This is a genomic window from Billgrantia campisalis, assembly GCF_022341425.1.
Lineage (GTDB): Bacteria > Pseudomonadota > Gammaproteobacteria > Pseudomonadales > Halomonadaceae > Halomonas > Halomonas campisalis.
The window spans coordinates 116,067-134,324 of record NZ_JABFUC010000007.1 but is presented as its reverse complement, the minus strand read 5'-3'; the positions used below and the strand labels follow the sequence as shown (position 1 = coordinate 134,324).

At 66.3% G+C, this 18,258-nt stretch carries 21 protein-coding genes; 10 read left to right on the top strand and 11 right to left on the bottom strand.

Translation table 11 applies throughout. The features are described 5' to 3' along the window. Positions 1 to 63: 63 nt before the first annotated feature. The 4 genes from HOP52_RS10255 (at position 64) to HOP52_RS10240 (ending at position 3,942) form a co-directional block, all read left to right on the top strand. Positions 64 to 2,451: a PqqD family peptide modification chaperone gene (locus HOP52_RS10255; protein ID WP_238977289.1), complete on the top strand. Its 2,388-nt coding sequence runs from the start codon at positions 64 to 66 to the stop codon at positions 2,449 to 2,451. A gap of 132 nt (positions 2,452 to 2,583) precedes the next feature. Further along, positions 2,584 to 2,907: a hypothetical protein gene (locus tag HOP52_RS10250; RefSeq protein WP_238977288.1), complete on the top strand. Its 324-nt coding sequence runs from the start codon at positions 2,584 to 2,586 to the stop codon at positions 2,905 to 2,907. 92 nt (positions 2,908 to 2,999) lie between these two features. Then, positions 3,000 to 3,563 (top strand): DinB family protein, encoded by a 564-nt coding sequence (locus HOP52_RS10245; RefSeq protein ID WP_238977287.1) that lies wholly within the window; start codon positions 3,000 to 3,002, stop codon positions 3,561 to 3,563. 25 nt (positions 3,564 to 3,588) lie between these two features. After that, positions 3,589 to 3,942, top strand: coding sequence for a hypothetical protein (locus HOP52_RS10240; RefSeq protein WP_238977286.1), 354 nt, complete (start codon positions 3,589 to 3,591; stop codon positions 3,940 to 3,942). Positions 3,943 to 4,035: 93 nt separating this feature from the next. Here the strand turns inward: HOP52_RS10240 and HOP52_RS10235 are convergent, their stop codons facing one another. Next, on the bottom strand, positions 4,036 to 4,227 hold the full coding sequence (locus tag HOP52_RS10235; RefSeq protein WP_238977285.1) for a zf-HC2 domain-containing protein: 192 nt from the start codon (positions 4,225 to 4,227) through the stop codon (positions 4,036 to 4,038). Beyond that, the gene (locus HOP52_RS10230; protein WP_238977284.1) at positions 4,224 to 4,808 is read right to left on the bottom strand and encodes a sigma-70 family RNA polymerase sigma factor; all 585 of its coding nucleotides are present in this window, start codon (positions 4,806 to 4,808) and stop codon (positions 4,224 to 4,226) included. The genes HOP52_RS10235 and HOP52_RS10230 overlap by 4 nt, the downstream gene beginning before the upstream one ends. Positions 4,809 to 5,319: 511 nt before the next feature. Here HOP52_RS10230 and HOP52_RS10225 point away from each other — a divergent pair. From HOP52_RS10225 to HOP52_RS10215, 3 genes are all read left to right on the top strand, one after another. Next, entirely contained in the window at positions 5,320 to 7,065 is a 1,746-nt protein-coding gene (locus HOP52_RS10225) for a cation:proton antiporter (RefSeq protein ID WP_238977283.1), read from the top strand. 115 nt (positions 7,066 to 7,180) lie between these two features. Further along, the gene (locus HOP52_RS10220; protein WP_238977282.1) at positions 7,181 to 7,612 is read left to right on the top strand and encodes a DoxX family protein; all 432 of its coding nucleotides are present in this window, start codon (positions 7,181 to 7,183) and stop codon (positions 7,610 to 7,612) included. Between the two features lie 40 nt (positions 7,613 to 7,652). Next, entirely contained in the window at positions 7,653 to 8,030 is a 378-nt protein-coding gene (locus tag HOP52_RS10215) for a hypothetical protein (RefSeq protein ID WP_238977281.1), read from the top strand. A gap of 132 nt (positions 8,031 to 8,162) precedes the next feature. On the opposite strand, the gene HOP52_RS10210 is transcribed toward HOP52_RS10215, so the two are convergent. Both HOP52_RS10210 and HOP52_RS10205 read right to left on the bottom strand, forming a co-directional pair. Further along, positions 8,163 to 8,780, bottom strand: a complete 618-nt coding sequence (locus HOP52_RS10210; protein WP_238977280.1) for a TIGR04282 family arsenosugar biosynthesis glycosyltransferase — start codon at positions 8,778 to 8,780, stop codon at positions 8,163 to 8,165. Continuing rightward, entirely contained in the window at positions 8,770 to 9,462 is a 693-nt protein-coding gene (locus tag HOP52_RS10205) for a TIGR04283 family arsenosugar biosynthesis glycosyltransferase (protein ID WP_238977279.1), read from the bottom strand. The genes HOP52_RS10210 and HOP52_RS10205 overlap by 11 nt, the downstream gene beginning before the upstream one ends. A 208-nt stretch (positions 9,463 to 9,670) precedes the next feature. On the opposite strand from HOP52_RS10205, the gene HOP52_RS10200 reads away from it, so the two are divergent. Together HOP52_RS10200 and HOP52_RS10195 are read left to right on the top strand one after the other, a co-directional pair. Beyond that, positions 9,671 to 10,705: a DUF3179 domain-containing protein gene (locus HOP52_RS10200; RefSeq protein WP_238977278.1), complete on the top strand. Its 1,035-nt coding sequence runs from the start codon at positions 9,671 to 9,673 to the stop codon at positions 10,703 to 10,705. Continuing rightward, positions 10,702 to 11,283 (top strand): hypothetical protein, encoded by a 582-nt coding sequence (locus HOP52_RS10195; protein ID WP_238977277.1) that lies wholly within the window; start codon positions 10,702 to 10,704, stop codon positions 11,281 to 11,283. Before HOP52_RS10200 ends, HOP52_RS10195 begins: the two co-directional genes overlap by 4 nt. Positions 11,284 to 11,458: 175 nt before the next feature. On the opposite strand, the gene HOP52_RS10190 is transcribed toward HOP52_RS10195, so the two are convergent. Together HOP52_RS10190 and HOP52_RS10185 are read right to left on the bottom strand one after the other, a co-directional pair. Next, on the bottom strand, positions 11,459 to 11,695 hold the full coding sequence (locus tag HOP52_RS10190; protein WP_238977276.1) for a zf-HC2 domain-containing protein: 237 nt from the start codon (positions 11,693 to 11,695) through the stop codon (positions 11,459 to 11,461). After that, a complete protein-coding gene (locus HOP52_RS10185; protein ID WP_238977275.1) occupies positions 11,689 to 11,988 on the bottom strand; it encodes a sigma factor-like helix-turn-helix DNA-binding protein in 300 nt (99 codons plus the stop codon). The genes HOP52_RS10190 and HOP52_RS10185 overlap by 7 nt, the downstream gene beginning before the upstream one ends. Before the next feature lie 268 nt (positions 11,989 to 12,256). Between HOP52_RS10185 and HOP52_RS10180 the strand changes: the two genes are divergently transcribed. Continuing rightward, on the top strand, positions 12,257 to 12,655 hold the full coding sequence (locus HOP52_RS10180; protein ID WP_238977274.1) for a hypothetical protein: 399 nt from the start codon (positions 12,257 to 12,259) through the stop codon (positions 12,653 to 12,655). Positions 12,656 to 12,737: 82 nt separating this feature from the next. On the opposite strand, the gene HOP52_RS10175 is transcribed toward HOP52_RS10180, so the two are convergent. From HOP52_RS10175 to HOP52_RS10155, 5 genes are all read right to left on the bottom strand, one after another. After that, entirely contained in the window at positions 12,738 to 13,373 is a 636-nt protein-coding gene (locus HOP52_RS10175) for an ATP-binding cassette domain-containing protein (RefSeq protein ID WP_238977273.1), read from the bottom strand. Further along, positions 13,370 to 15,067: an ABC transporter permease gene (locus tag HOP52_RS10170; protein ID WP_238977272.1), complete on the bottom strand. Its 1,698-nt coding sequence runs from the start codon at positions 15,065 to 15,067 to the stop codon at positions 13,370 to 13,372. Before HOP52_RS10170 ends, HOP52_RS10175 begins: the two co-directional genes overlap by 4 nt. Before the next feature lie 67 nt (positions 15,068 to 15,134). Further along, positions 15,135 to 16,337 (bottom strand): ABC transporter substrate-binding protein, encoded by a 1,203-nt coding sequence (locus tag HOP52_RS10165; protein WP_238977271.1) that lies wholly within the window; start codon positions 16,335 to 16,337, stop codon positions 15,135 to 15,137. Between the two features lie 42 nt (positions 16,338 to 16,379). Then, entirely contained in the window at positions 16,380 to 17,450 is a 1,071-nt protein-coding gene (locus tag HOP52_RS10160; RefSeq protein WP_238977270.1) for a phosphotransferase, read from the bottom strand. A gap of 318 nt (positions 17,451 to 17,768) precedes the next feature. After that, positions 17,769 to 18,173 (bottom strand): VOC family protein, encoded by a 405-nt coding sequence (locus tag HOP52_RS10155; protein WP_238977269.1) that lies wholly within the window; start codon positions 18,171 to 18,173, stop codon positions 17,769 to 17,771. Positions 18,174 to 18,258: the final 85 nt, after the last annotated feature.

The window sequence follows — 18,258 nt, the reverse complement described above, 5'->3', positions numbered from 1 at the left end:
CCGGCCCCGCGAGCGTCAGCGCCGGTGGCCGCCGACAACAACAAAGTACAGGAGATCGCGAGCATGACGGAACAGCTGCCGCCGACACCGCGTTTCTGGCTGGGAGGCAAGCGCGCCGCCGAGCAGGACCGCTTCTTCCGTGAGGCCCTCGAGCCGCTGGGTTGGCAACAGGGCGATGCCGAGCACTGGGAGGCCGCCTGGATCACCGGCATGCCCGAACCCGCCCAGTTTCGTCGCGTCTCATCGCGGCGCAAGCTCAACCACTTTCCCGGCAATGCCGCGCTGACCGTCAAGAGCCGGCTGCACGAGAGCCTCTCCGGTCTGCGCCGGCGGCTGGTCGATGGTTATGGCGAAGATCACCCGCTGACCTCCCGGCTGGACTTCTTCCCCCACGCCTATGTGATGCCCCACGACTATCACGCCCTGCAGCAGGCGGCGCTGGACAACCCGCGGCAGCGCTGGATCCTCAAGCCCACCAACGCCTCCAAGGGCAAGGGGGTACGGGTGCTGCGCGACGTGGCCGAGGCGCCGCTGGCTCCCGACTGGCTGGTCCAGGAGTACCTGGACAACCCCCATACCATCCGCGGTCACAAGTATGTGCTGCGCCTCTACGTGCTGATCAGCTCGCTGGCGCCGCTGCGGGTCTACCTCTATCGCCAGGGCTTCGCCAAGCTGGCCTCCGAGCCCTGGGACCCGGACGATGCCGACAACCCCTTCAGCCAGCTCACCAACCCCGACATCAACGCCCTGAACACCAGCGCCGAGGTGCCGGTGGAGTTCATCGACCTCGACCGCTACCGCGCCTGGCTGGGTGAGCAGGGCCACGACGCCGCGGCGCTGTTCGCACGCATCGAGGACCTGGTGACCCTGACCGCCATCGCCGGAGTGGACGCCATGCGCAGCCGCACCGCGGCGGTGGGCGCCGACCCGCGGGGCTGCTATGAGCTGCTGGGGCTCGACTGCATGGTGGACGATACCCTCAAGCCGTGGATCCTGGAGTGCAACCTCAGCCCGTCGCTGGGGATCTGTGCGGCGCCGGAGAACGGCGGGCGGATCGAGGAGCAGGTCAAGGGCAGCCTGGTGCGCGACATGATCGCGCTGGTCGACCTCGCCAATACCGATGATACCGACAGCGAGGCCGCCGAGGCGTCCGACCCGCTCGCCGAGACACAGGCGGAGCTGGCCCGGGCGGGCGGCTTCCAGCGTCTGCTGCCGGCCGCCGACCCGCTGCGCTACCTGGCCTGTTTTTCCCTGCCGACCCCGCAGGACCTGGCGCTGGCCGATGCGCTGGCGGGGCAGCGAGTGCCGCGCCCGCGGCTGGTGCGCCGCCGGGTCAGCGAACTCTATGATGACGACCGCCTGGCCCTCTACGCTCCCGACAGCGGGCGTCTCTACCGGCCCAACGACACCGCGGCGCTGATCTGGCTGCTGGCCACCGAGGGCCTGGAGCCGGAGGCCATCGCCGAGGCCCTGGCGGCGGCCGCTTCCCCGGAGCCAGGCGTGGCGCTCGAGCCGGAGGCACTACGCCGCGAGGTCTGGTCCACCCTTGGTGAATGGTGTCGGGCGGGGCTGCTCTGCCAGGGCGAGGTCGAGCCGCTCACCGCGGCGGACCCCCCTCAGGCGCAACGGTCCGCACTACCCCAGGCCGAGCCCCCAAGGCGGCTGCAGCTGGAGCACGAGGGGCGGCACTGGGCGCTGGAGGTGGCCGATGCCGCCGCCCTATGCCGTCTGCAGGCATGGTTCGACTCGCGGCTTGCGGCGCTGGACGCCGAGGCCGCCAGTCGACTGCCGCGGCTGGCGGTGCTGAAGGCGGCGGCAGGCTATGCCCTGGTTGCCGAGGGGACGCTGATCGCCTCGCGCCTCTCCTTGGCGGACATTGCACCGGCCCTGGTCGACCAACTGCTGCGCCAGGCGGCGGCCCCCGGTCAACTGGTGATCGATGCGGGGCTGCTGGTCACCCCGGGCGGTCGTACGGCGCTCTGTGCGGCCGCCGATGCCCCGGCTCGGGAGGCACTTTCCACACTGGCGGCTTCCCTCGGCGGTGGGTTGTCCCGCGGCGTACGGCTGGTCCCGCAGGAGGGCGGTGCGCGCCTCGAGCCGCTGGGGCTGCCCTGGTCGGGGGCGGTCGCGCCGCTTGCTGCGGCGGTCAGCGAGCGGCTGAGCGACACGCCTGTCGTGAGTTTCAGCGATAAGCTCGCCGAGACCGATGCCCCGGTACCGCTGGCGCGGTTCGATGCCCTGGCGGCGCTGCTGCCCGGCTGCCGCGCTGCCCTGGGCGAACCGCCGTCGGCCGAGGCGGTCCAGGCGCTGGATCGCTGGCTCCAGGGTCGTCCCTGTCATTCGGTTGGCGCCGCTATCACTGCGACACAGCTGATCACCTGGCTCGACACGCCCGAGGGCGAGACGGCCCGGCATGACGCTCCGGCCGACTCCGTGTCGGCCGGGGCCTGAGCCTGAGCAGTCGGCGATCCACTCGACTGGGTCGCCTTTTCGAAGCGGGTGCATCCGGGCTCGCTTCGCAGCAAGCGGCAAGTCGGCCAACGGTCGTACCTGCCGTGCCACAACCCTGATGGAGGTCATGACATGACAGAGCACGACGAAAAGCGCCGCTCGCTACTAAGCCGGCTCAGTCGCCAGCTTGGCTATGCGGCACCCGCCCTGGCGCTGGTGGCCAGCGGTGCGGCCATGCAGGCCGTTGCCGGCGAGACCGGCGCGGAGCCGGCCTACACCAGCGGGCAGGAAGCGCCGCTGATGCTGGCCGAAGCCCATGCCGAAGGCGAGGCGGAGGGGAAGCCTGAGGGCGAAGCCGAAGCCGAAGCAGAAGCGGAAGGCGAGGCCGAAGGAGAAGCGGAAGGTGAGGCCGAAGGAGAAGCGGAAGGCGAGGCCGAGGGCGAAGCCGAAGGCTGATCCGTAGCCGAACGGGAAGCCACGGCCAGGCGACTCGCCGAGGGCTGTGGGCTTCCCCTTTTCACAACGACAACTTGCTAGGGAATGTCGCCATGTCATTGATCACTGCCATGCCATCGTCGGAGCGGGAGGCGCTCATCGAGGAGAACCTCCAGGCATTGTCGCAGCTTCGGGAGCTCGTCGCCGAGCTGGCGCCGGAGCACTACCGGCGGCCCTTCGGTGCCCAGGGGCGTCACAGCCTCGGCAAGCATGTGCGCCATATCATCGATCACTACGATGCCCTGATGGCCGGTGCCGGCGTCGGGCGCCTCGATTACGAGGCCCGCGAGCGCGATGCGCGACTCGAGGACGAACCGACCCTGGCGGCTGAACGACTCGCCGAGCTTCGAGCCGACTTGGTGCGGATCGCCGAGCCGGTGTCGACGCCGCTGTCGCTGGGTTATCCCACCGAGGGCGCCAGCGTCAGCCTGACGCTATCGACCAGCCTGGCACGCGAGCTGGCGTTTCTGACCAGCCATACCGTCCATCATATGGCGATCATTGGTCTGCTGGCCGAGCAGCTCGACATCGCGTTACCGGAAGACTTCGGTGTTCACCCCTCGACGCTGCGCCATTGGGAGCGCAAGGCGCGGCAGGGGCAGGCGGCGCAGGCATGATACAGGCGGTTGCGGAGGGGCGCCAATGGCAGATAACGACCAAGCGATACCTTCGCCCAGGGACCATATCATCGAGGCAGTTCTGATGATGCTGGCCGTCGGGCCGGTGCTCGTCTCCGCCTATGCCAGCCTCGTTACCGGGGAAGGACACTGGTTTCAGCGCTCCGGTGCCCTGATGGTGCTGTTCTCGTTTGCGGTGGAGTATCACCGCACCCATATGATGCGCTGTGTTGATCCGGGGCAGGTCCCCCTGTTCGGACATTCGCAGTGGCTTGCGCGGCTGATTACGCGCTTCTGGCGCTCGGTTCCCTTCGTTTGCTATCTCGCTATCTTCCTCGGCACCCTGATCTGGAGCTATGGCGACCTGCTGTTCATCTGAATCTGGCCAACACCCCGTCCTGCCAAGAGGCAAAGTCTGGCAGTTTAGCCGTGTCAATGAACGCTTTATTAGCAAATATGTTTGGCGCTTTCCCTACGGCGGGCCGTCCTGCCGATCCAGGTCGAAGCGGTACTTGGCGCGGTGCAGCAGCTCGAACTGCCGGTTGCACTGGGTGCAGGCGCCGCACATGGCAAGGTGGAAGCGCAGCGATACCCGCTCCGGCCAGGTCAGCTGGCGGTCCAGGCGCTGGGACATCAGTTCGGTGGCGCGTCGACACATGATCATGCGGTTGTCTCCTTCAGCCAGCCCTGTTCGATGCAGCTGCGCAGGCGCAGTCGCGCCCGGTGCAGGATCACCCAGCAGTTGTTCTCCTTGATCTCCAGTTCGCGGCAGATCTCCTCGGTGGAGAGTCCCATTAGCTCGCGCAGCGAGAAGACCCGGGCGACATTGTCGGGCAGGGCGATCATGCAGGCGTCGAACACCTGCCAGAAATGCTCGTTCTCGAACGCCGCCTCCGGTTCCCCCCAACTGGCCGGGCGTGCCTCTTGTCGCCAGCGTCCGTTCTGCTGGAACTGACGGTCCAGGGCCTCGTCGTCGGTCTCGTCCTCGAGAGGCTGCCATTTACCCTGGCGCTTCTGGGCGCGCATGGTATCGAGGATCTTGTACTTGAGAATCCCGAACACCCAGGTCTCGTAGCCCGAGCGTCCGGAGAAGCTGGCGTCCTTCTCGATGGCGGCTTCCAGCGCATCCTGGACGGCGTCCTCGGCCTGGGCGTTGTCGCGCAGGTGCAGCCGGGCGAAGGACACCAGCCGTGGCCGGACGGCGGACAGGCGCTGCATGCGGTCGTCTAGCGTTTGTTCAGTCACGGTACGGCATCCTGTCTCGATACAGTGGGTAACACAGCATGGTATATAGGCCTAGGCGTTGGCAACTATATCAACTCTCTCTTAACGGGAGGGCGGCGACCGACCTTCTGAGTGGAGCGACACCATCGGCATCGGCAGCATATGCAGGCTTTTACCGTCCACTCTGGCTCATTTGGCTGGGCTCCTCGGCTACCCTTTAGTTGGGCGTCACCTTGGGAAACACTGCACAAAAGCCTGCGCGAGCGAATCGCTGCGTTGCGCGGTGCCGAAGCGTCGGACCGGCGGAAGCCTCACATATACCCCATATGCTCCGTTTCCTGTGCTCCGGGCGCCTTGCGCTTCATCTCGCTCGGCAATTTGTTCAGCGCTTCCCTTGAAGTGGCGACACGCCCCAGCGAACTGCTCAAGCATTGATATGTGTTCCGTACCAATCGTTCCAATATTGGCCAGAATAGTACCACTACACCTAAGGCACATACAGGCTGACGCGATTTGAGGAGGGAAGTGGTGTATGGAAGGCTTCGCCGACGACCATACCCGGCTTCTGGCAGCGCTGTGCGGCTTTCTTTTCCTGGTGTCTGCGATTCGCCACTATGCGCCGCGTACCGTACTGCCGGCAGAGTCATGGCTGCTTCTGGCGGGCATTGGCTACGGTCTGGCTGCGTCGCGAACCCCCGGGCTTCCGTCTGTGCGTCTCGATCCGGCAGTGGTATTCGGCATACTGCTGCCGGTGCTGGCCTTCTCGGAAGGACGCCACCTGCCGATCGCGCTTCTGGTGCGCGCCGCTTGCCCAGTAATGCTACTGGTACTTCTCGGCATGCCCATGGCGATGGTGCTGATCGGTCTGCCTGCCGCCTGGCTGTTTGATTTACCCTACCTCCACGGGCTCATGTTCGGTGCCGCCGTTGCTGCCACCGATACCATCTCCGTTGCTCATTTGCTGGACCGCTTCAAAATACCCAGGCGGCTCAGGCTGCTGCTGGATGGTGAGTCGATCTTTATCGATGCCATCACCGTGGTGATGTTCACGGCACTCGCCGGGGCCGTGATCGGGGCCGGCGACTTCCTGCCGGGGGATATCGCCGTCGAAACCTTTCGCAGCATGCTGCTTGCTGTGCCGGTTGGGCTTTTGCTTGGGTGGTTGATCGGGCGCCTGGTGCGCCACTGGGGCGAGCAAAACCGTATGTCGGGGCTGACCATGACCCTCGCCCTGCCCATCGCGGGCTTTCTGCTCAGCGAGCGCCTGCTGCACGCCTCGGGGATTATCGCGGTGGTGTTCGCGGCCCTGGCCTTCAGCCACTCCCGCCGCAGCGCCGAGACAGGCAAGCGAGAGCTGTATGACGACTTCTGGGAATACCTGGGCAGCCTGGGAGCAAGCGTGCTCTTCTTTGCCCTGGGGGCTGCCATGGCGCTGCAGGTGTTTTCCCTCGACTGGACTCACGGACTGATCATCGTATTGCTCTTGCTGAGTCGTGCCTTACTGGTCTATGCCTCGGGCCCCCTTCTCCGTATGCAAGGCTGTGCCCTGCCGCCAGGATGGCGCCATGGCCTGATGTTGGGCGGGCTGCGGGGGGCGATACCGGCGGGGCTGGCCCTGATGCTGCCCCTGGATTACCTCTACCGGGATGAGCTGCTGGTGATGGTGTTCGCCGTGGTCGCCTTCGGCATCCTGGTTCATCCGCTGCTAATGGAGTTTTACTTGAAGCGCTTCCCCGTCCAAGAGCTTCCCGTTCCCGAGGGAAGGGAAAGCTCGGACCCCGGGGAGGCCATGAGCGGCCTGGCGCCTATCCTGGGGCAGCGCCTGAAGCAGAGCGCCTGGGGGCTTGCCGCCATTGCCGGTTTCATTGCCGGCGTCGTTTTCATCCTCTTGGAGATGGCCATGGTCTGGCTCTTTCAGGGAATGAGCCCCTGGGCACCAGTCAGAATGATCGCGGCTATCGGCATGGGGCCGGAAGTGCTGCCACCGCCTGCTAGCTTCGCCATCGACCTGACGCTGGTCGCCGCGGTCGTACATTTCACTCTGTCGCTGGTCTATGCTTGGATTATCGCCCCCTTCATCGAGGAGGTCGGCCTGATCAAGGCGCTGGGAGCTGGCCTGTTCTTCGGGCTGGCGATCTACCTGGTGAATTTCTACCTGTTTACCGCCATGTTCCCCTGGTTCGAGATGGCGAGAAACTGGATCACCATCTTCGCTCACCTGGTCTTCGGCGCCGTACTGGCCGTGAGCTACTGCCTGGCTCGCCAGCGTTCCCACTGAGGGGCAGGTGCCGGCGGTTGATCGAAATCCCCTGCCTCCTTTGTAAGGTTGCGCACCCAATCTCGACAGACACTCGAACCCCGATACGTTGAGATCAAGCCAAGGAGATGACGACATGAACACAGACAGAACCACAGGCACCGTCCAGCAGGCACCTGGCGAGCGGCACGCCCACTGGTTTCTGCGCTTCGCCCTGGCCAGTGTCTTTCTCTACATGGGGATCGATAAATTCATGGGAGGCGGTGTTGCCGAATTCTCCATGGTGATGGGACTCCCCCTGGTGCTTGGCGCCGCCGTGGCCTTGGGTGAGGTCGGTACCGGCCTGTTGATCCTGCTCGGTGGTTTGATCGCGTCGCAGCTGGGCGACCTGGCCACCCGCCTGGCCGCCCTGGGAATGATCCTGATCCTGCTGGGGGCTATCTTCATGGTGCATTGGGGGCAGTGGCACTTCATGGCCACTGCGTCCCACCCGCTCGGCGGCATGATGTTCCAAGTGACGCTGGTGATGATGGCGCTCTATCTGCTGGCCAAGGGCAATAATGCCTGAAGTGAGCGATCTCCCCTGATACTCCCGACAAGGAGGATATATGCCGGACGACAAACGACAAAATCTTCTTAATAGCCTTTCCAGGGGCGTTGCCTATGCGGTCCCCGTCTTGGCACTGGTTGCCGGCGGCTCGGCTCTTACGGCGATCTATTCGGATGTCGCCACCGAAAGTGGCTACCACATGATGGCTGAAGCCGAGGCCGAGGGTGAAGCCGAGGCGATAGGTGAAGCCGAAGCAGAAGCCGAAGCGGAAGCCGAAGCAGAAGCGGAAGCCGAAGCGGAAGGTGAGGCCGAGGCAGAAGCGGAAGGTGAGGCCGAGGCAGAAGCGGAAGGTGAGGCCGAGGCAGAAGCGGAAGGTGAGGCCGAGGCAGAAGCAGAAGGTGAGGCCGAGGCAGAAGCAGAAGCAGAAGCCCAATAAGGCCGGTGACTGCAAGGCAACTGGCTGAAGTGGCCCAATGAGCGTGGAGCGCGACGGGTGTTACCCGGTGCGCTCCGCACTGAGTCCATAAGCATGATCAAACCAGTGGATAACACCGCATGGTAGGTAGGCTCAGGCGCCAGCCGCCGCATCAACGCCTTGCAAGCGAACGACGTCTTCCGGGCGGTCCACGTCCCATACCGTCGCCGGGCAGGCGAGCCGCCAGCCCAGCGCTTCGACGCGGTGTCTCGTCTGGGCCATGACTCGCTCGCTGCCCCAGTCGATGCCGGCGAACAGCCCCGACTCGGGGCGGCGCGCGCCGATCAGCGCATAGCCGCCGTCTTCGGCGGGTAGGCAGACGGCGTCCGACTCTGAAAGGGCCGAGTGACACTGGCGCAGTAGCGCCGGGGTCAGCACGGCGCAGTCGCTGCCGATCACCAGTCCCGGTTCCGGCATGGCCGCCAGCGCGTAGTGCATGCGCCGGCCCAGGTCGCCTTCCGGCTGGGCGCATAGCTCAATCCCGAGATGCCTGGCCAGTTCGAGAAACAGCGGGTGAGCATGATCCAGCGCCGTCCACAGGGTGATGCGATGGGGCACGGTGGCCGCTGTCGCCACCGCCAGGGTCTGACGCAGCAGCTTGGCATGCAGCCGTGCCGCCGCCTCGGCGCCCAGCGCCGGGATCAGTCGCGTCTTGACCCGACCTGGCAGCGGCGCCTTGGCAAGTATCGCCAGCGGGAACTCAGCGGACATGGCGGTACTCCCTGGCCAGGACCTCGGCCGCCTCGCCGCGCCAGTAGCGAAAACGCAGCCGCCACATCAGCCGGATCGTTGCCCAGGCGCCGGCCTGGTCCCAGCGGCGGCCGCTGGAGGTGACCCTGGCCCCCAGGCAGGCGGGGGCAGAGAGGCGTTTGAGTCGCCTGGACATCTCGATGTCCTCCATCAGCGGCTGCACGGGAAAGCCACCGACCGCCTCGAACGCCCGACGTGTCATGAATAGCGCCTGGTCGCCGGTGGCGATACCGGTCAGCCGCGAGCGGCGATTCATGGCGAAGGCGATCAGCGGCAGCAGCGGGTGGCGGCCCTCCAGCCTTACGTTGAAGCGCCCCCAGCAGCGTGAGCCCGCCAGCGCCCTGGCCACCAGTCGGTCGGCGCGGCGTGGCAGCCGGGTGTCGGCGTGCAGAAACAGCAGGTGTTCCCCGCGGCTGGCCCGGGCGCCGGCGTTCATCTGCCTGGCGCGCCCGGGCTCACTGTGGATGAGGCGCGAGGCAATGGGCGCGGCCCTGGCCACGGTATCGTCGCGGCTACCGCCGTCGACGACCACGATCTCCACGCCGCAGCCCCATAGCGCCAGCAGGTGATGCATCAGGGCGTCAATGGTATCGCTCTCGTTGAGGGTCGGCACGACAATACTCAGTCGCGGGGTGGGGGGCATGAGCGGGCTCCTGATTCGCTTTTGCCGTTTCGTCGCATTAACGCGGGCAATCTTACGTTGATTGTGATGGATCGTCCCTCGATTCGCTTAGCGGCGAGATTCCATCCTGTTTCGCGTGAGGCGCCGTAAGGCTTGCCGGGGGATAGCGACCAATCAGTATCACCCCATGGTGGTCGAGCCGTTGATTCGCGTGATAGGAGGTACCCCCATGACATCCTGGCCCTCCCTGCCGTTGGCCCTGACGCTGCTGCTGTCGCCGCTGGCATCCGCGCTGGCAGGGCCTCCTGCCGAGCGCCCCCCTGCGGTTCCCCTGGCCTATTCGCTGGAGGAATTTCGCAACGAGATCCGAGCCGGGGGGCCGGGCAAGGACGGCATTCCCTCCATCGACCGACCGCGCTTCCAGCCTGCCGCCCAGGCGAGCCTGGCCCCCGGTGATCGGGTGGTCGGGGTTTACCACAACGGCGTGGCGCGAGCCTATCCGCAGCGCATCCTGGTCTGGCACGAGATCGTCAACGATGAGCTGGGCGGCGAGCCGGTGAGTATCACCTACTGCCCGTTGACCGGCACGGCGCTGGGATTCAAGCGCGGCGGCACCGAGCTTGGCGTCTCGGGCCGGCTGGTCAACAGCAACCTGATCATGTACGACCGGGCCACCGACAGCGAGTGGCCGCAGATCCTGGGCGTGGCCATCGATGGCCCGCTGGAAGGGCACGGGCTGGAGGAGTTCCGGGTGGTCTGGACCACCTGGGAGCGTTGGCAGGCCCGCCATCCCGACAGCGAGGTGCTGACCGAGCAGACCGGCTTCGTGCGCAACTACCAGCGTGACCCCTACGGCAGCTACAACCCCCTGTCCGGCTACTATCGCCCCGACAGCAGCCGGCTCTTTCCGGTGATGCACCGGGATGACCGCTTCGCCCCCAAGACGGAAATCCTGGGCTTTCGCACGCGTCACGGCGCTGCCGCGATCACTCCCGAGGCGCTGGCGGAGGACGGGGTGGTCGAGCTGGCGCTGGGCGATAGCCACTACAGCGTGGTGCATGACCCGGAGCTTGCCACCGGCTGGGTGTTCCACAACCCCGACCGCCTGGCCATCGATGAGCGGAGCCTGAGCTTTGGCCCCGACGGGGTCAGCGGCGCAGGCATCGACAGCCTGGAGGCGGTCAACGCCTTCGAGGCGATGTGGTTTGCCTGGGCGGCCTTCTATCCCGATACCGTCCTCTATGAAAGCGGGGAGGCGCCATGAGGCCCCTGCTGCGAGTCGTGGCATCACTGCTGTCGCATCCGGGCATGGCAAGCGCCGTGGGTGCGATCATGGTTGTATACGCGCTGCTGTACCTGTGGCTGACAGGTGACATCATGGGGGGAGGCCAAGGCGGCTGGCTGGCGCTCTTTCCCGCCTGGGAAAGGGTATGGGAGACGCGGGGACCGTTCCAGTTCGAGCCCGTGGGGCTGTTCTTCCTGGGCAAACTGGTCTGGACCTTCAGCCCAATCAATACCCTGCTTGCGCTGATCGTCGGCCTGCTGGTGGGGCTCAACCTGGTGGCCGGCTGGCGTCTGTGGCGTGCGCCGCGTGCTTGCGGCCTGGGAGGCTCCGGCACCGGCCTGCTGGCGGCGATACCCGCCTTGCTGGCCGGTGGGGCCTGCTGTGCACCGCTGGTGCTGATCTGGCTGGGCCTGCCGATCGCCGGCGCCGTGGCCAGCCTGGCGCCGGTATTGATTCCGCTGGCGGTGGTGCTGCTGCTCGCTGGGCTGTGGGGTATGGCGAGCCGGCTCGACGTTGCTCGGGGCGGCCAACTGGACGATGCTGAACACTCGCGCTGAGACATGACAAACTTAAGCGCGCTGAACCACGACAAGTAGGCACCGGTATGTTCCAGATTCACAAGCCGCTGGCAATGTTGCCGACTGCCGGCCCGGCGCTGCCGATCAGGGGATCGATTACCTGTCCAGTAGCTCGTCAGGCCATTGATTGTGTTGTGAGGTGCGCGCCCGGATGCTACCGGGTGCCGTTGCCTCCTCGATCTCCTTTCCCGCGGTGCGGGTCGTCCTCCTCGGGGGGAGGCTCGGGGGCGAATCGCCGGGCACTGTTGTGCAGCAGCGTGAATTGACGATCGCACTCGCGACAGGCCTGGCACATCGAAAGGTGCAAGCGTAGCGCGATACGCTCCTGAAAGGTGAGCGGCCGATCCTGCTTCAGGGACATCAGCCGGGTGGCTTCTTTGCACATCAGCATGGCAGGGCCTCCGGGAGCCAGCGGCTTTCGATACAGGCCCTCAGCTTGAGCCTCGCGCGGTGGAGCAGCACGGCGCAGTGATTCTCCCTGATTCCGACCTCCCGAGAGACGTCCTGCGTCGATAACCCCATCAGCTCACGCAGCGAAAAGACCCGCGCCAGGTTGTCGGAAAGGTGCAGCCGGGAAAACGATATCAGGCGAGGGCAGACGGCCGCCAGTCGCGCGATTCGTACTTCCTTGCTGGAGACTTCTTTGTGCTCATCTCCTCTGATGGATAGTGGCTCATCTGCCATGATCCCACTCCTGTGTTTGTTTTTCGGTGCCTGCCTTTCCATAAGCTTGGAAGAGCAACAATGATGAATGGATTGGTCGTGTAAATGGCCTCATCCTTACAGGAAATTATGGAATATTTTGTTAGGTGTATATCAGGCAATAGAATCTTCATTTCTCCGCGTTTGATGTAATGAATGAACATGTCTCTCCTACTAAGAGGCAAGGATTCACACAAGAAAATCCTGGCGATAGTTGAAAAGACAAGCTGATTAAATCAGGAGAAATGTCATGAAATCTACAATGAAAATTGCCGCTGCCGTGATGACCGCCGCACTCGCTCTGGGCGTGGCGAGCCAAGCATCCGCAATGTCGTTCGACCTGAACAATGGCTACTCGAGCTCGCAGGCCGTGGGCGGTAAGGACCACTACATCCTGCAGGTTCAGTCACCCACTCGGATTGAAGTCGCCAGCCAGGCGTTCATTCCCACGGAAACGGCGCATATCCACGTGCGAGCCGTCCTGCGGGATGACAACGGCAGCCTGGTGACCATGGCGAGCCGTCAAGGCAATAACTTCGTGCTCGACCGTCAGGTGCAGCCCGGCACCTACACGCTGGAAGTCGAGTCCTGGAACACCAGCGCCAAACAGCAGGGAGCCAACCGCTACCAACTGCACGCCGACTTCTGAATCGGTGTCATCCCCCTCCCCGAGACATCGCCAGGCGACCCGCCTGGCGATGTCGTGTTCGTGGCTGACGGATAGGGCATGCTCAGTGACTGAGTTCGATCACCCGGCCGCCGGCATCCTCGGCGTCTTCCCGGTCGTGGGTGACCAGCAAGCTGGGCAGGCCCGCAGCGCGAAGCCGGTCGAACACCAGTTGGCGGATCTCGTGGCGCAGGTGAGTGTCAAGCTTGGAGAAGGGCTCGTCGAGCAGCACGGCGCAGGGCTCGGAGAGCAGCAGGCGCATCAGGGCCACGCGGGACTTCTGGCCGCCGGAGAGGGTGGCCGGGTCGCGCTGGCCGAAGCCGGACAGGCCGATCTGGGCGAGGGCCGCCTCGACCCGCTCGGCCTTGTCGGGGGTGGCGCGGGGCATGCCGAAGCGCAGATTGCCGCCCACCGAGAGGTGGGGAAACAGCAGCGGGTCCTGGAACAGCAGGCCGATGCCGCGCCGCTCCGCCGGCAGGGCGGTGATGTCCTGATCATCGAGCAGCGCCCGGCCGCTGGCCTGGAATGCCGGGGCGAGAAACCCGGCCAGGTAGGCCAGCAGGGTCGACTTGCCGGAGCCCGACGGCCCCATCACGGTGAGTACCTCCCCGGGGCCGACTTCGGCATCGAGTGCCAGCAGGGTCACCCCATCCAGGGCGATATGGATATCTTTCAGCACCAGGTGATGGCGGTCGTTCATGGGGCTCCTCGCATGCCGCGGCGGTTGGACCAGAGCAGCCGTGGCAGGCCCACGGCGATGATGAAGCCCACCAGCGGCAGGCTGGCTTGGACCAGGGCCCAGACGCCGATCACCCGCCGGTTGCCACCGGCGGCCAGTGACACCGCCTCGGTGGTCACGGTGGGCACGCGGCCGGCGCCGAGCAGTTGGGTGGGCAGGTACTGGCCGATGCTGACGGCGAGCCCCACGGCGCAGGCGGTCAGCATCGGCGCCAGCAGCATCGGCAGGCGCACCCGCCAGAAGGCGGCGTTGCGCGAGGCGCCCAGGCTCAGGGCCAACTGCGACCAGCGCGGGTCGAAGCGCCGATAGGCCTCCGAGAGCGACAGGAATACATAGGGCAGCACGAACAGCAGGTGGCCGAAGATCACCAGGGCATGCTGCGGGCGGGTGCCCAGTGACTCCATCACCACCACCAGGCCGAACAGGAAAGCGATCTGCGGCACGATCAGCGGCAGATAGAGCAGCCCCAGTGCCGATAACAGACGGCCCTGAGCCGGATGGCGGCCGGTGCGCTGCTCGTTTTCCAGCGCCGCCAGTGCCAGCGCCAAAGCGATCAGGGTGGCAGCGGTGGCGATGATGATGGTCGAGGCCACCGGGCCCGAGAGGTTGGGCAGGGCCCGCAGCCAGTGGCTGGCGGTGAACCCCTGGGGCAGGGCCTCGGGGAAGCGCCAGAAGCCGGCGATGGAGTTGAGGGCGAGGCTGGCGATTCCCACGAAGGCGGTCAGGGTGGCCAGCAGGATCAGCCCCTTGCCGGCCAGGCGCAGCGACAGCTCGCCGCGCCGGCGTCCGCCGCGGGCGACCCAGTGGCTCCCCAGTCGGGAAACGAGGCACTCCAGGCACCACCAGGTCGCCAGTGCCGCGGCGGTGACCCCAAGCTGCAGCACCGCCCCCGCCGAGGCCATGAAGCGTCGGGTGAGATCGGGGTCGTGGAACCAGGTGAGGATCGACACCGACAGCGTCGGCGGCAGGGTGGGGCCGAGGATCAGCGCCACGTCCACCACCGAGGTGGCATAGGCGATCACCGCATAGACCGGCAGACGGATCAGTGGATAGAGGGCGGGCATCACCACCTTGAGCCAGGCGATGGTCGGCCGGTAGCCCAGCGAGCGGGCCATGGCCACGCGCCGTTCCGGATCGAGCTGGGGCAGGGCGGCCAGGCTCATCAGCAGCAGGAAAGGGATCTCCTTGATCACCAGGCCAGCCATCAGCGACAGCCCCCAGGGGTCCTGGACGATCAGGGCATCGGGCGGGCGCTCCCAGCCGGTCACCCCCGGCGAGACCAGTCGCGAGATCAGACCCGACGGCGCGATCAAAAAGGCCAGCCCGAAGGCGGCGGCGGCGTGGGGAATCGACAGCAGTGGCGAGACCATCCGCCGGATCCAGCGATCCAGCCGGCTGCCCGAGGCGCCGGCCAGAAACAGCAGCACCACGGCCAGCGAGATCAGGGTCGTCACCAGGCCGCTGGTGAAGCTGACCGCCACCGAGCGCATCAGGCCGGGCTGAGCGAACAGCTCCCGCCAGGGCGCCAGGCTGAACTCGGTGCCGCCCAGTGCCGGCAGGTAGCCGAAGGCGGGGAGCACCGCCATGACCAGCCCGGCCAGGATCGGCCCCACCAGCAGGGTGACGATCAGCGGTGGGGCGAGACGCAGGATCATCTCGCGGCCGCCCTCGCTCGGTATCGCTTACGGGGTGGTGACGACATGGCGATTCGTGTCACTGCCATCAGTTGCCGACGTAGCGGGCCTGCCAGGCGGCCTCCAGGGCATCGACCCAGCTCGGATGGGGCTGGCCGAGCACCGTGCCCAGTTCGTCCGGCGAGAGGGTGGCGATGCCCAGGTCGATATCCTCGAAGCGGGCGCGGTCCGCTTCGTTCAGGGTCTCCAGGGAGAGCACGGTATTGCTGCCCCAGACCACCGGGTCCTGCTTCTCGGCCTGGGCCTCGGGGGAGAGCAGGAAGTCGGCCACCACCATGGCGCCGGCCTTGTGCTGGGCGTTGTAGGGAATCGCCAGGAAGCTCATGTTGCCGATCATGCCGCCGTCATGCACATAGCTGCGCACCGTGTCGGGCAGCTCGAAATTGGCAATGGCGCCGGAGGCCTCGGTGGTGCTGAAGGAGAGCCCGATGCTGATTTCGCCGTCGCCCATCAGCCGGCGCAGCTCCGCGCTGTTGGCCGGGAAGGCCCGGCCGCTGCGCCACAGGTGGGGGTGGAGCGCGTCCAGGAACTCCCATAGCGGGGCCGTGGCGGCCTCGAAGTCGGCGTCCTCGACCGGGGCATAGAAGCGTTCGGTGTCGTCGGCAAGCTCCAGCAGCGCCTGGGTGATAAAGGCGTTGCCGAGGAAGTTGGGCACCCGCGCATAGGTGAAGTCGCCGGGGTTCTCCCGCGCCCAGTCGAGCAGCTCGGGCATGGAGCGCGGGTGTTCCTCGACCAGCGCCGTATCGTAGTAGAAGACCACCTGGGAGCTGCTCCAGGGCAGCTCCAGGCCATCTACCGGGATGGTCCAGTCGTAGCGCACCGCCGGAGTGTTTTCCGGGTCGGTGAGCGGGTAGTGGGGCGCCTGCTCCGACCAGGGGCCGAAGAGCAGATCGTTGGCCTTCATGGTGGCGAAATTCTCGCCGTTGATCCAGATCAGGTCCACATTGCCGCGCTCATGGTTGCCGGCCTGCTTCTCGGCCAGCACCCGGGAGACCGCCTCGGCGGTATCGCCGAGCTTGACGTGCACCAGCTCGATATCGAAACGCTCGGCGACCTGGCGCCCGGCCCACTGGATATAGTCATTGATGCGCTCCTCGCCGGCCCAGGCATTCCAGTAGACGGTCTGGCCGCGGGCCTCGTCGAGCACGGCCTCCCAGTCGGCGGGGTCGGGGGCGGCGTGCAGCGACAGGGGCAGCAGGGCGAGGGCGGCAGCGAGCGGGCGGATTGGCATCGGCGAAGTTCCTTTCTTCAGCGGTGGGCCACGGGGGCCGGGTCAAAGGGGCAGGGCGGTAGCGAGGTCACGCAGCTCGGCGCGTACCCGCTCGATCACGGGGAGCGACAGGTAGTGCTCGACCCGGTCGCGGACATGGGCGACCAGGGCGTCGTCGCTGAGCTCGGCGGACCAGTCCTCCCCGCGGGCGGTGGCGTCCTGCGCGCGGCGGTGGCTGGCGCGCCACTTGGCGCACCAGGTCAGCGACCAGAGCCACATGGCGCGCCGGCAGGCCAGCAGGCTGGCCTTGCCGCCGGCCGGCCCCGCGGCCTGCGCCCAGTCATGATAGAAGCTTGCCACCTCGTCGGGCGCGAGTTCGGCGTAGCTGTTCATATCCCAGGTGGTGGAGGTGTAGAGCGTCGCATGGGCCAGGTCGAAGCCGGGCAGGCCGTAGCGGCACTTCTCCAGGTCGACCAGCACGGCTCGGCCGTCGTCGGTCATCAGGAAGTTGCCCGGGTGCGCATCGAAGCTGATCAGCCGCGCTTCGCTGCCGGGCAGCGTCTCGGGCAGCGCGGTGAGTTCGCTCTCGATGGCCCGGCGCACCGCGGAGTCGAGGCCGGCCTCGTCGAGGAAGGCGGCCTGGGTGGCGACCTCGTCGCGCATCGCCGACCAGGGATCCTTGGGGGCGAGCAGCGGCGGGCGCCGATCAGGCGACGGCAGCGGCAGGCCATGCAGGGCGGCCAGCGCTCGGGCGATGGCCGGCAGGTCCTGGGGCAGCCGCGCCGGTCGGCCATTGATCGCACTGACCAGCAGCCCGCCACGCGGGAGTGCCTTCGAGGGCGGCAGCACCCCGTGTAGCGCGGGGGTGTGGCCGCTTTCGCCGGCGCGCGCGAAGCAGGCCGCCTGATAGTCCAGGTTGGCCCGAGCGTCGAGGCCCAGCTGGCTCTGCTTGGGCAGGCGGGCCACCCAGTCGTCTCCCTCACGGCTCAGCCACAGGTGGTGGTGGGCCAGGCCGGTATCGGCCATCGGCCGTATCTTGCCGATGCCCCACGACTGGCCATCCAGGCTGAGCGCCGCCTCGAGCTGAGCGGACAGCGTTAGCGGCTGAGCGGAGGGTGAAAGGGTATCCGGCATGACATTCCTCGGTATCGGGTCATCTGATCTCGTGCGCTGGGCCTGTCGCCAGTGGACCACTCTATTGTGTGACAGGGAATGGTCGGGGGCGAGCCGCTTTCCTTACAGCGTCGCCGCAATTGGATGAGTCGCGGGCAAAGGGGGCGACGCTACGCGGGAGAGCCCCACGAGCTGTAACCGATCCCTATAGCCCTTGCATGACCGATTGACGAACCAAAAAAGGGGTGCCACCGCCAGCGGTGGTGGCACCCAAGGAGTCAGCATGTCGGGCATGCCGGTGAACCGGCGGCCGGAAGGCCGCCAACGAGAGAGTCGGGGTCAGCGTAGCCGCTGGCCGGAAACGCTGGGGTGATAGAGCGGCTGCACGGAATTGCCGTCGGGGTCCCGGCAGTAGAGGCTGCGGCCGCCGTCGCCGTGATCGTGGGGGCCGCGCACCACCTCGACGCCGCTGGCCTGCAGGTAGGCGTGCCAGGCGTCCACGTCTTCCGGGGTATCGACCACGAAGCCGAAGTGGTCCAGACGCTGCGGGTCGCCGCCGGTGTCGGCCTTGGCGCGGCTCAGCGAGAAGTTGTCGTTGCCCAGGGTCAGGTAGACCAGGTCCTCATGGGCGCGTCTCAGCACGCGCATGCCCAGGATATCGACGTAGAAGCGCTCGCACGCCTCCAGGTCCTGAACCTGCAGGGCGATATGGCGCATGCCGTTGAGCGGAGCGGGGCGTTGCATGGCAGCGGTCTCCAGAGACAGGGTTTCACGTGAATGTGGAAAATGTTTTCATAAAAGTTCTTCCACCACAACCCTGGAGCCACCC

Coding starts and splice junctions, on each gene's coding strand:
- HOP52_RS10190 (WP_238977276.1), bottom strand. CDS start 11,695: ATGCTGATGTGCAAAGAAGCCACCCGGCTGATGTCCCTGAAGCAGGAT.
- HOP52_RS10250 (WP_238977288.1), top strand. CDS start 2,584: ATGACAGAGCACGACGAAAAGCGCCGCTCGCTACTAAGCCGGCTCAGT.
- HOP52_RS10155 (WP_238977269.1), bottom strand. CDS start 18,173: ATGCAACGCCCCGCTCCGCTCAACGGCATGCGCCATATCGCCCTGCAG.
- HOP52_RS10165 (WP_238977271.1), bottom strand. CDS start 16,337: ATGCCAATCCGCCCGCTCGCTGCCGCCCTCGCCCTGCTGCCCCTGTCG.
- HOP52_RS10210 (WP_238977280.1), bottom strand. CDS start 8,780: ATGTCCGCTGAGTTCCCGCTGGCGATACTTGCCAAGGCGCCGCTGCCA.
- HOP52_RS10220 (WP_238977282.1), top strand. CDS start 7,181: ATGAACACAGACAGAACCACAGGCACCGTCCAGCAGGCACCTGGCGAG.
- HOP52_RS10240 (WP_238977286.1), top strand. CDS start 3,589: ATGGCAGATAACGACCAAGCGATACCTTCGCCCAGGGACCATATCATC.
- HOP52_RS10175 (WP_238977273.1), bottom strand. CDS start 13,373: ATGAACGACCGCCATCACCTGGTGCTGAAAGATATCCATATCGCCCTG.
- HOP52_RS10170 (WP_238977272.1), bottom strand. CDS start 15,067: ATGATCCTGCGTCTCGCCCCACCGCTGATCGTCACCCTGCTGGTGGGG.
- HOP52_RS10200 (WP_238977278.1), top strand. CDS start 9,671: ATGACATCCTGGCCCTCCCTGCCGTTGGCCCTGACGCTGCTGCTGTCG.
- HOP52_RS10205 (WP_238977279.1), bottom strand. CDS start 9,462: ATGCCCCCCACCCCGCGACTGAGTATTGTCGTGCCGACCCTCAACGAG.
- HOP52_RS10255 (WP_238977289.1), top strand. CDS start 64: ATGACGGAACAGCTGCCGCCGACACCGCGTTTCTGGCTGGGAGGCAAG.
- HOP52_RS10235 (WP_238977285.1), bottom strand. CDS start 4,227: ATGATCATGTGTCGACGCGCCACCGAACTGATGTCCCAGCGCCTGGAC.
- HOP52_RS10195 (WP_238977277.1), top strand. CDS start 10,702: ATGAGGCCCCTGCTGCGAGTCGTGGCATCACTGCTGTCGCATCCGGGC.
- HOP52_RS10215 (WP_238977281.1), top strand. CDS start 7,653: ATGCCGGACGACAAACGACAAAATCTTCTTAATAGCCTTTCCAGGGGC.
- HOP52_RS10225 (WP_238977283.1), top strand. CDS start 5,320: ATGGAAGGCTTCGCCGACGACCATACCCGGCTTCTGGCAGCGCTGTGC.
- HOP52_RS10185 (WP_238977275.1), bottom strand. CDS start 11,988: ATGGCAGATGAGCCACTATCCATCAGAGGAGATGAGCACAAAGAAGTC.
- HOP52_RS10160 (WP_238977270.1), bottom strand. CDS start 17,450: ATGCCGGATACCCTTTCACCCTCCGCTCAGCCGCTAACGCTGTCCGCT.
- HOP52_RS10245 (WP_238977287.1), top strand. CDS start 3,000: ATGTCATTGATCACTGCCATGCCATCGTCGGAGCGGGAGGCGCTCATC.
- HOP52_RS10180 (WP_238977274.1), top strand. CDS start 12,257: ATGAAATCTACAATGAAAATTGCCGCTGCCGTGATGACCGCCGCACTC.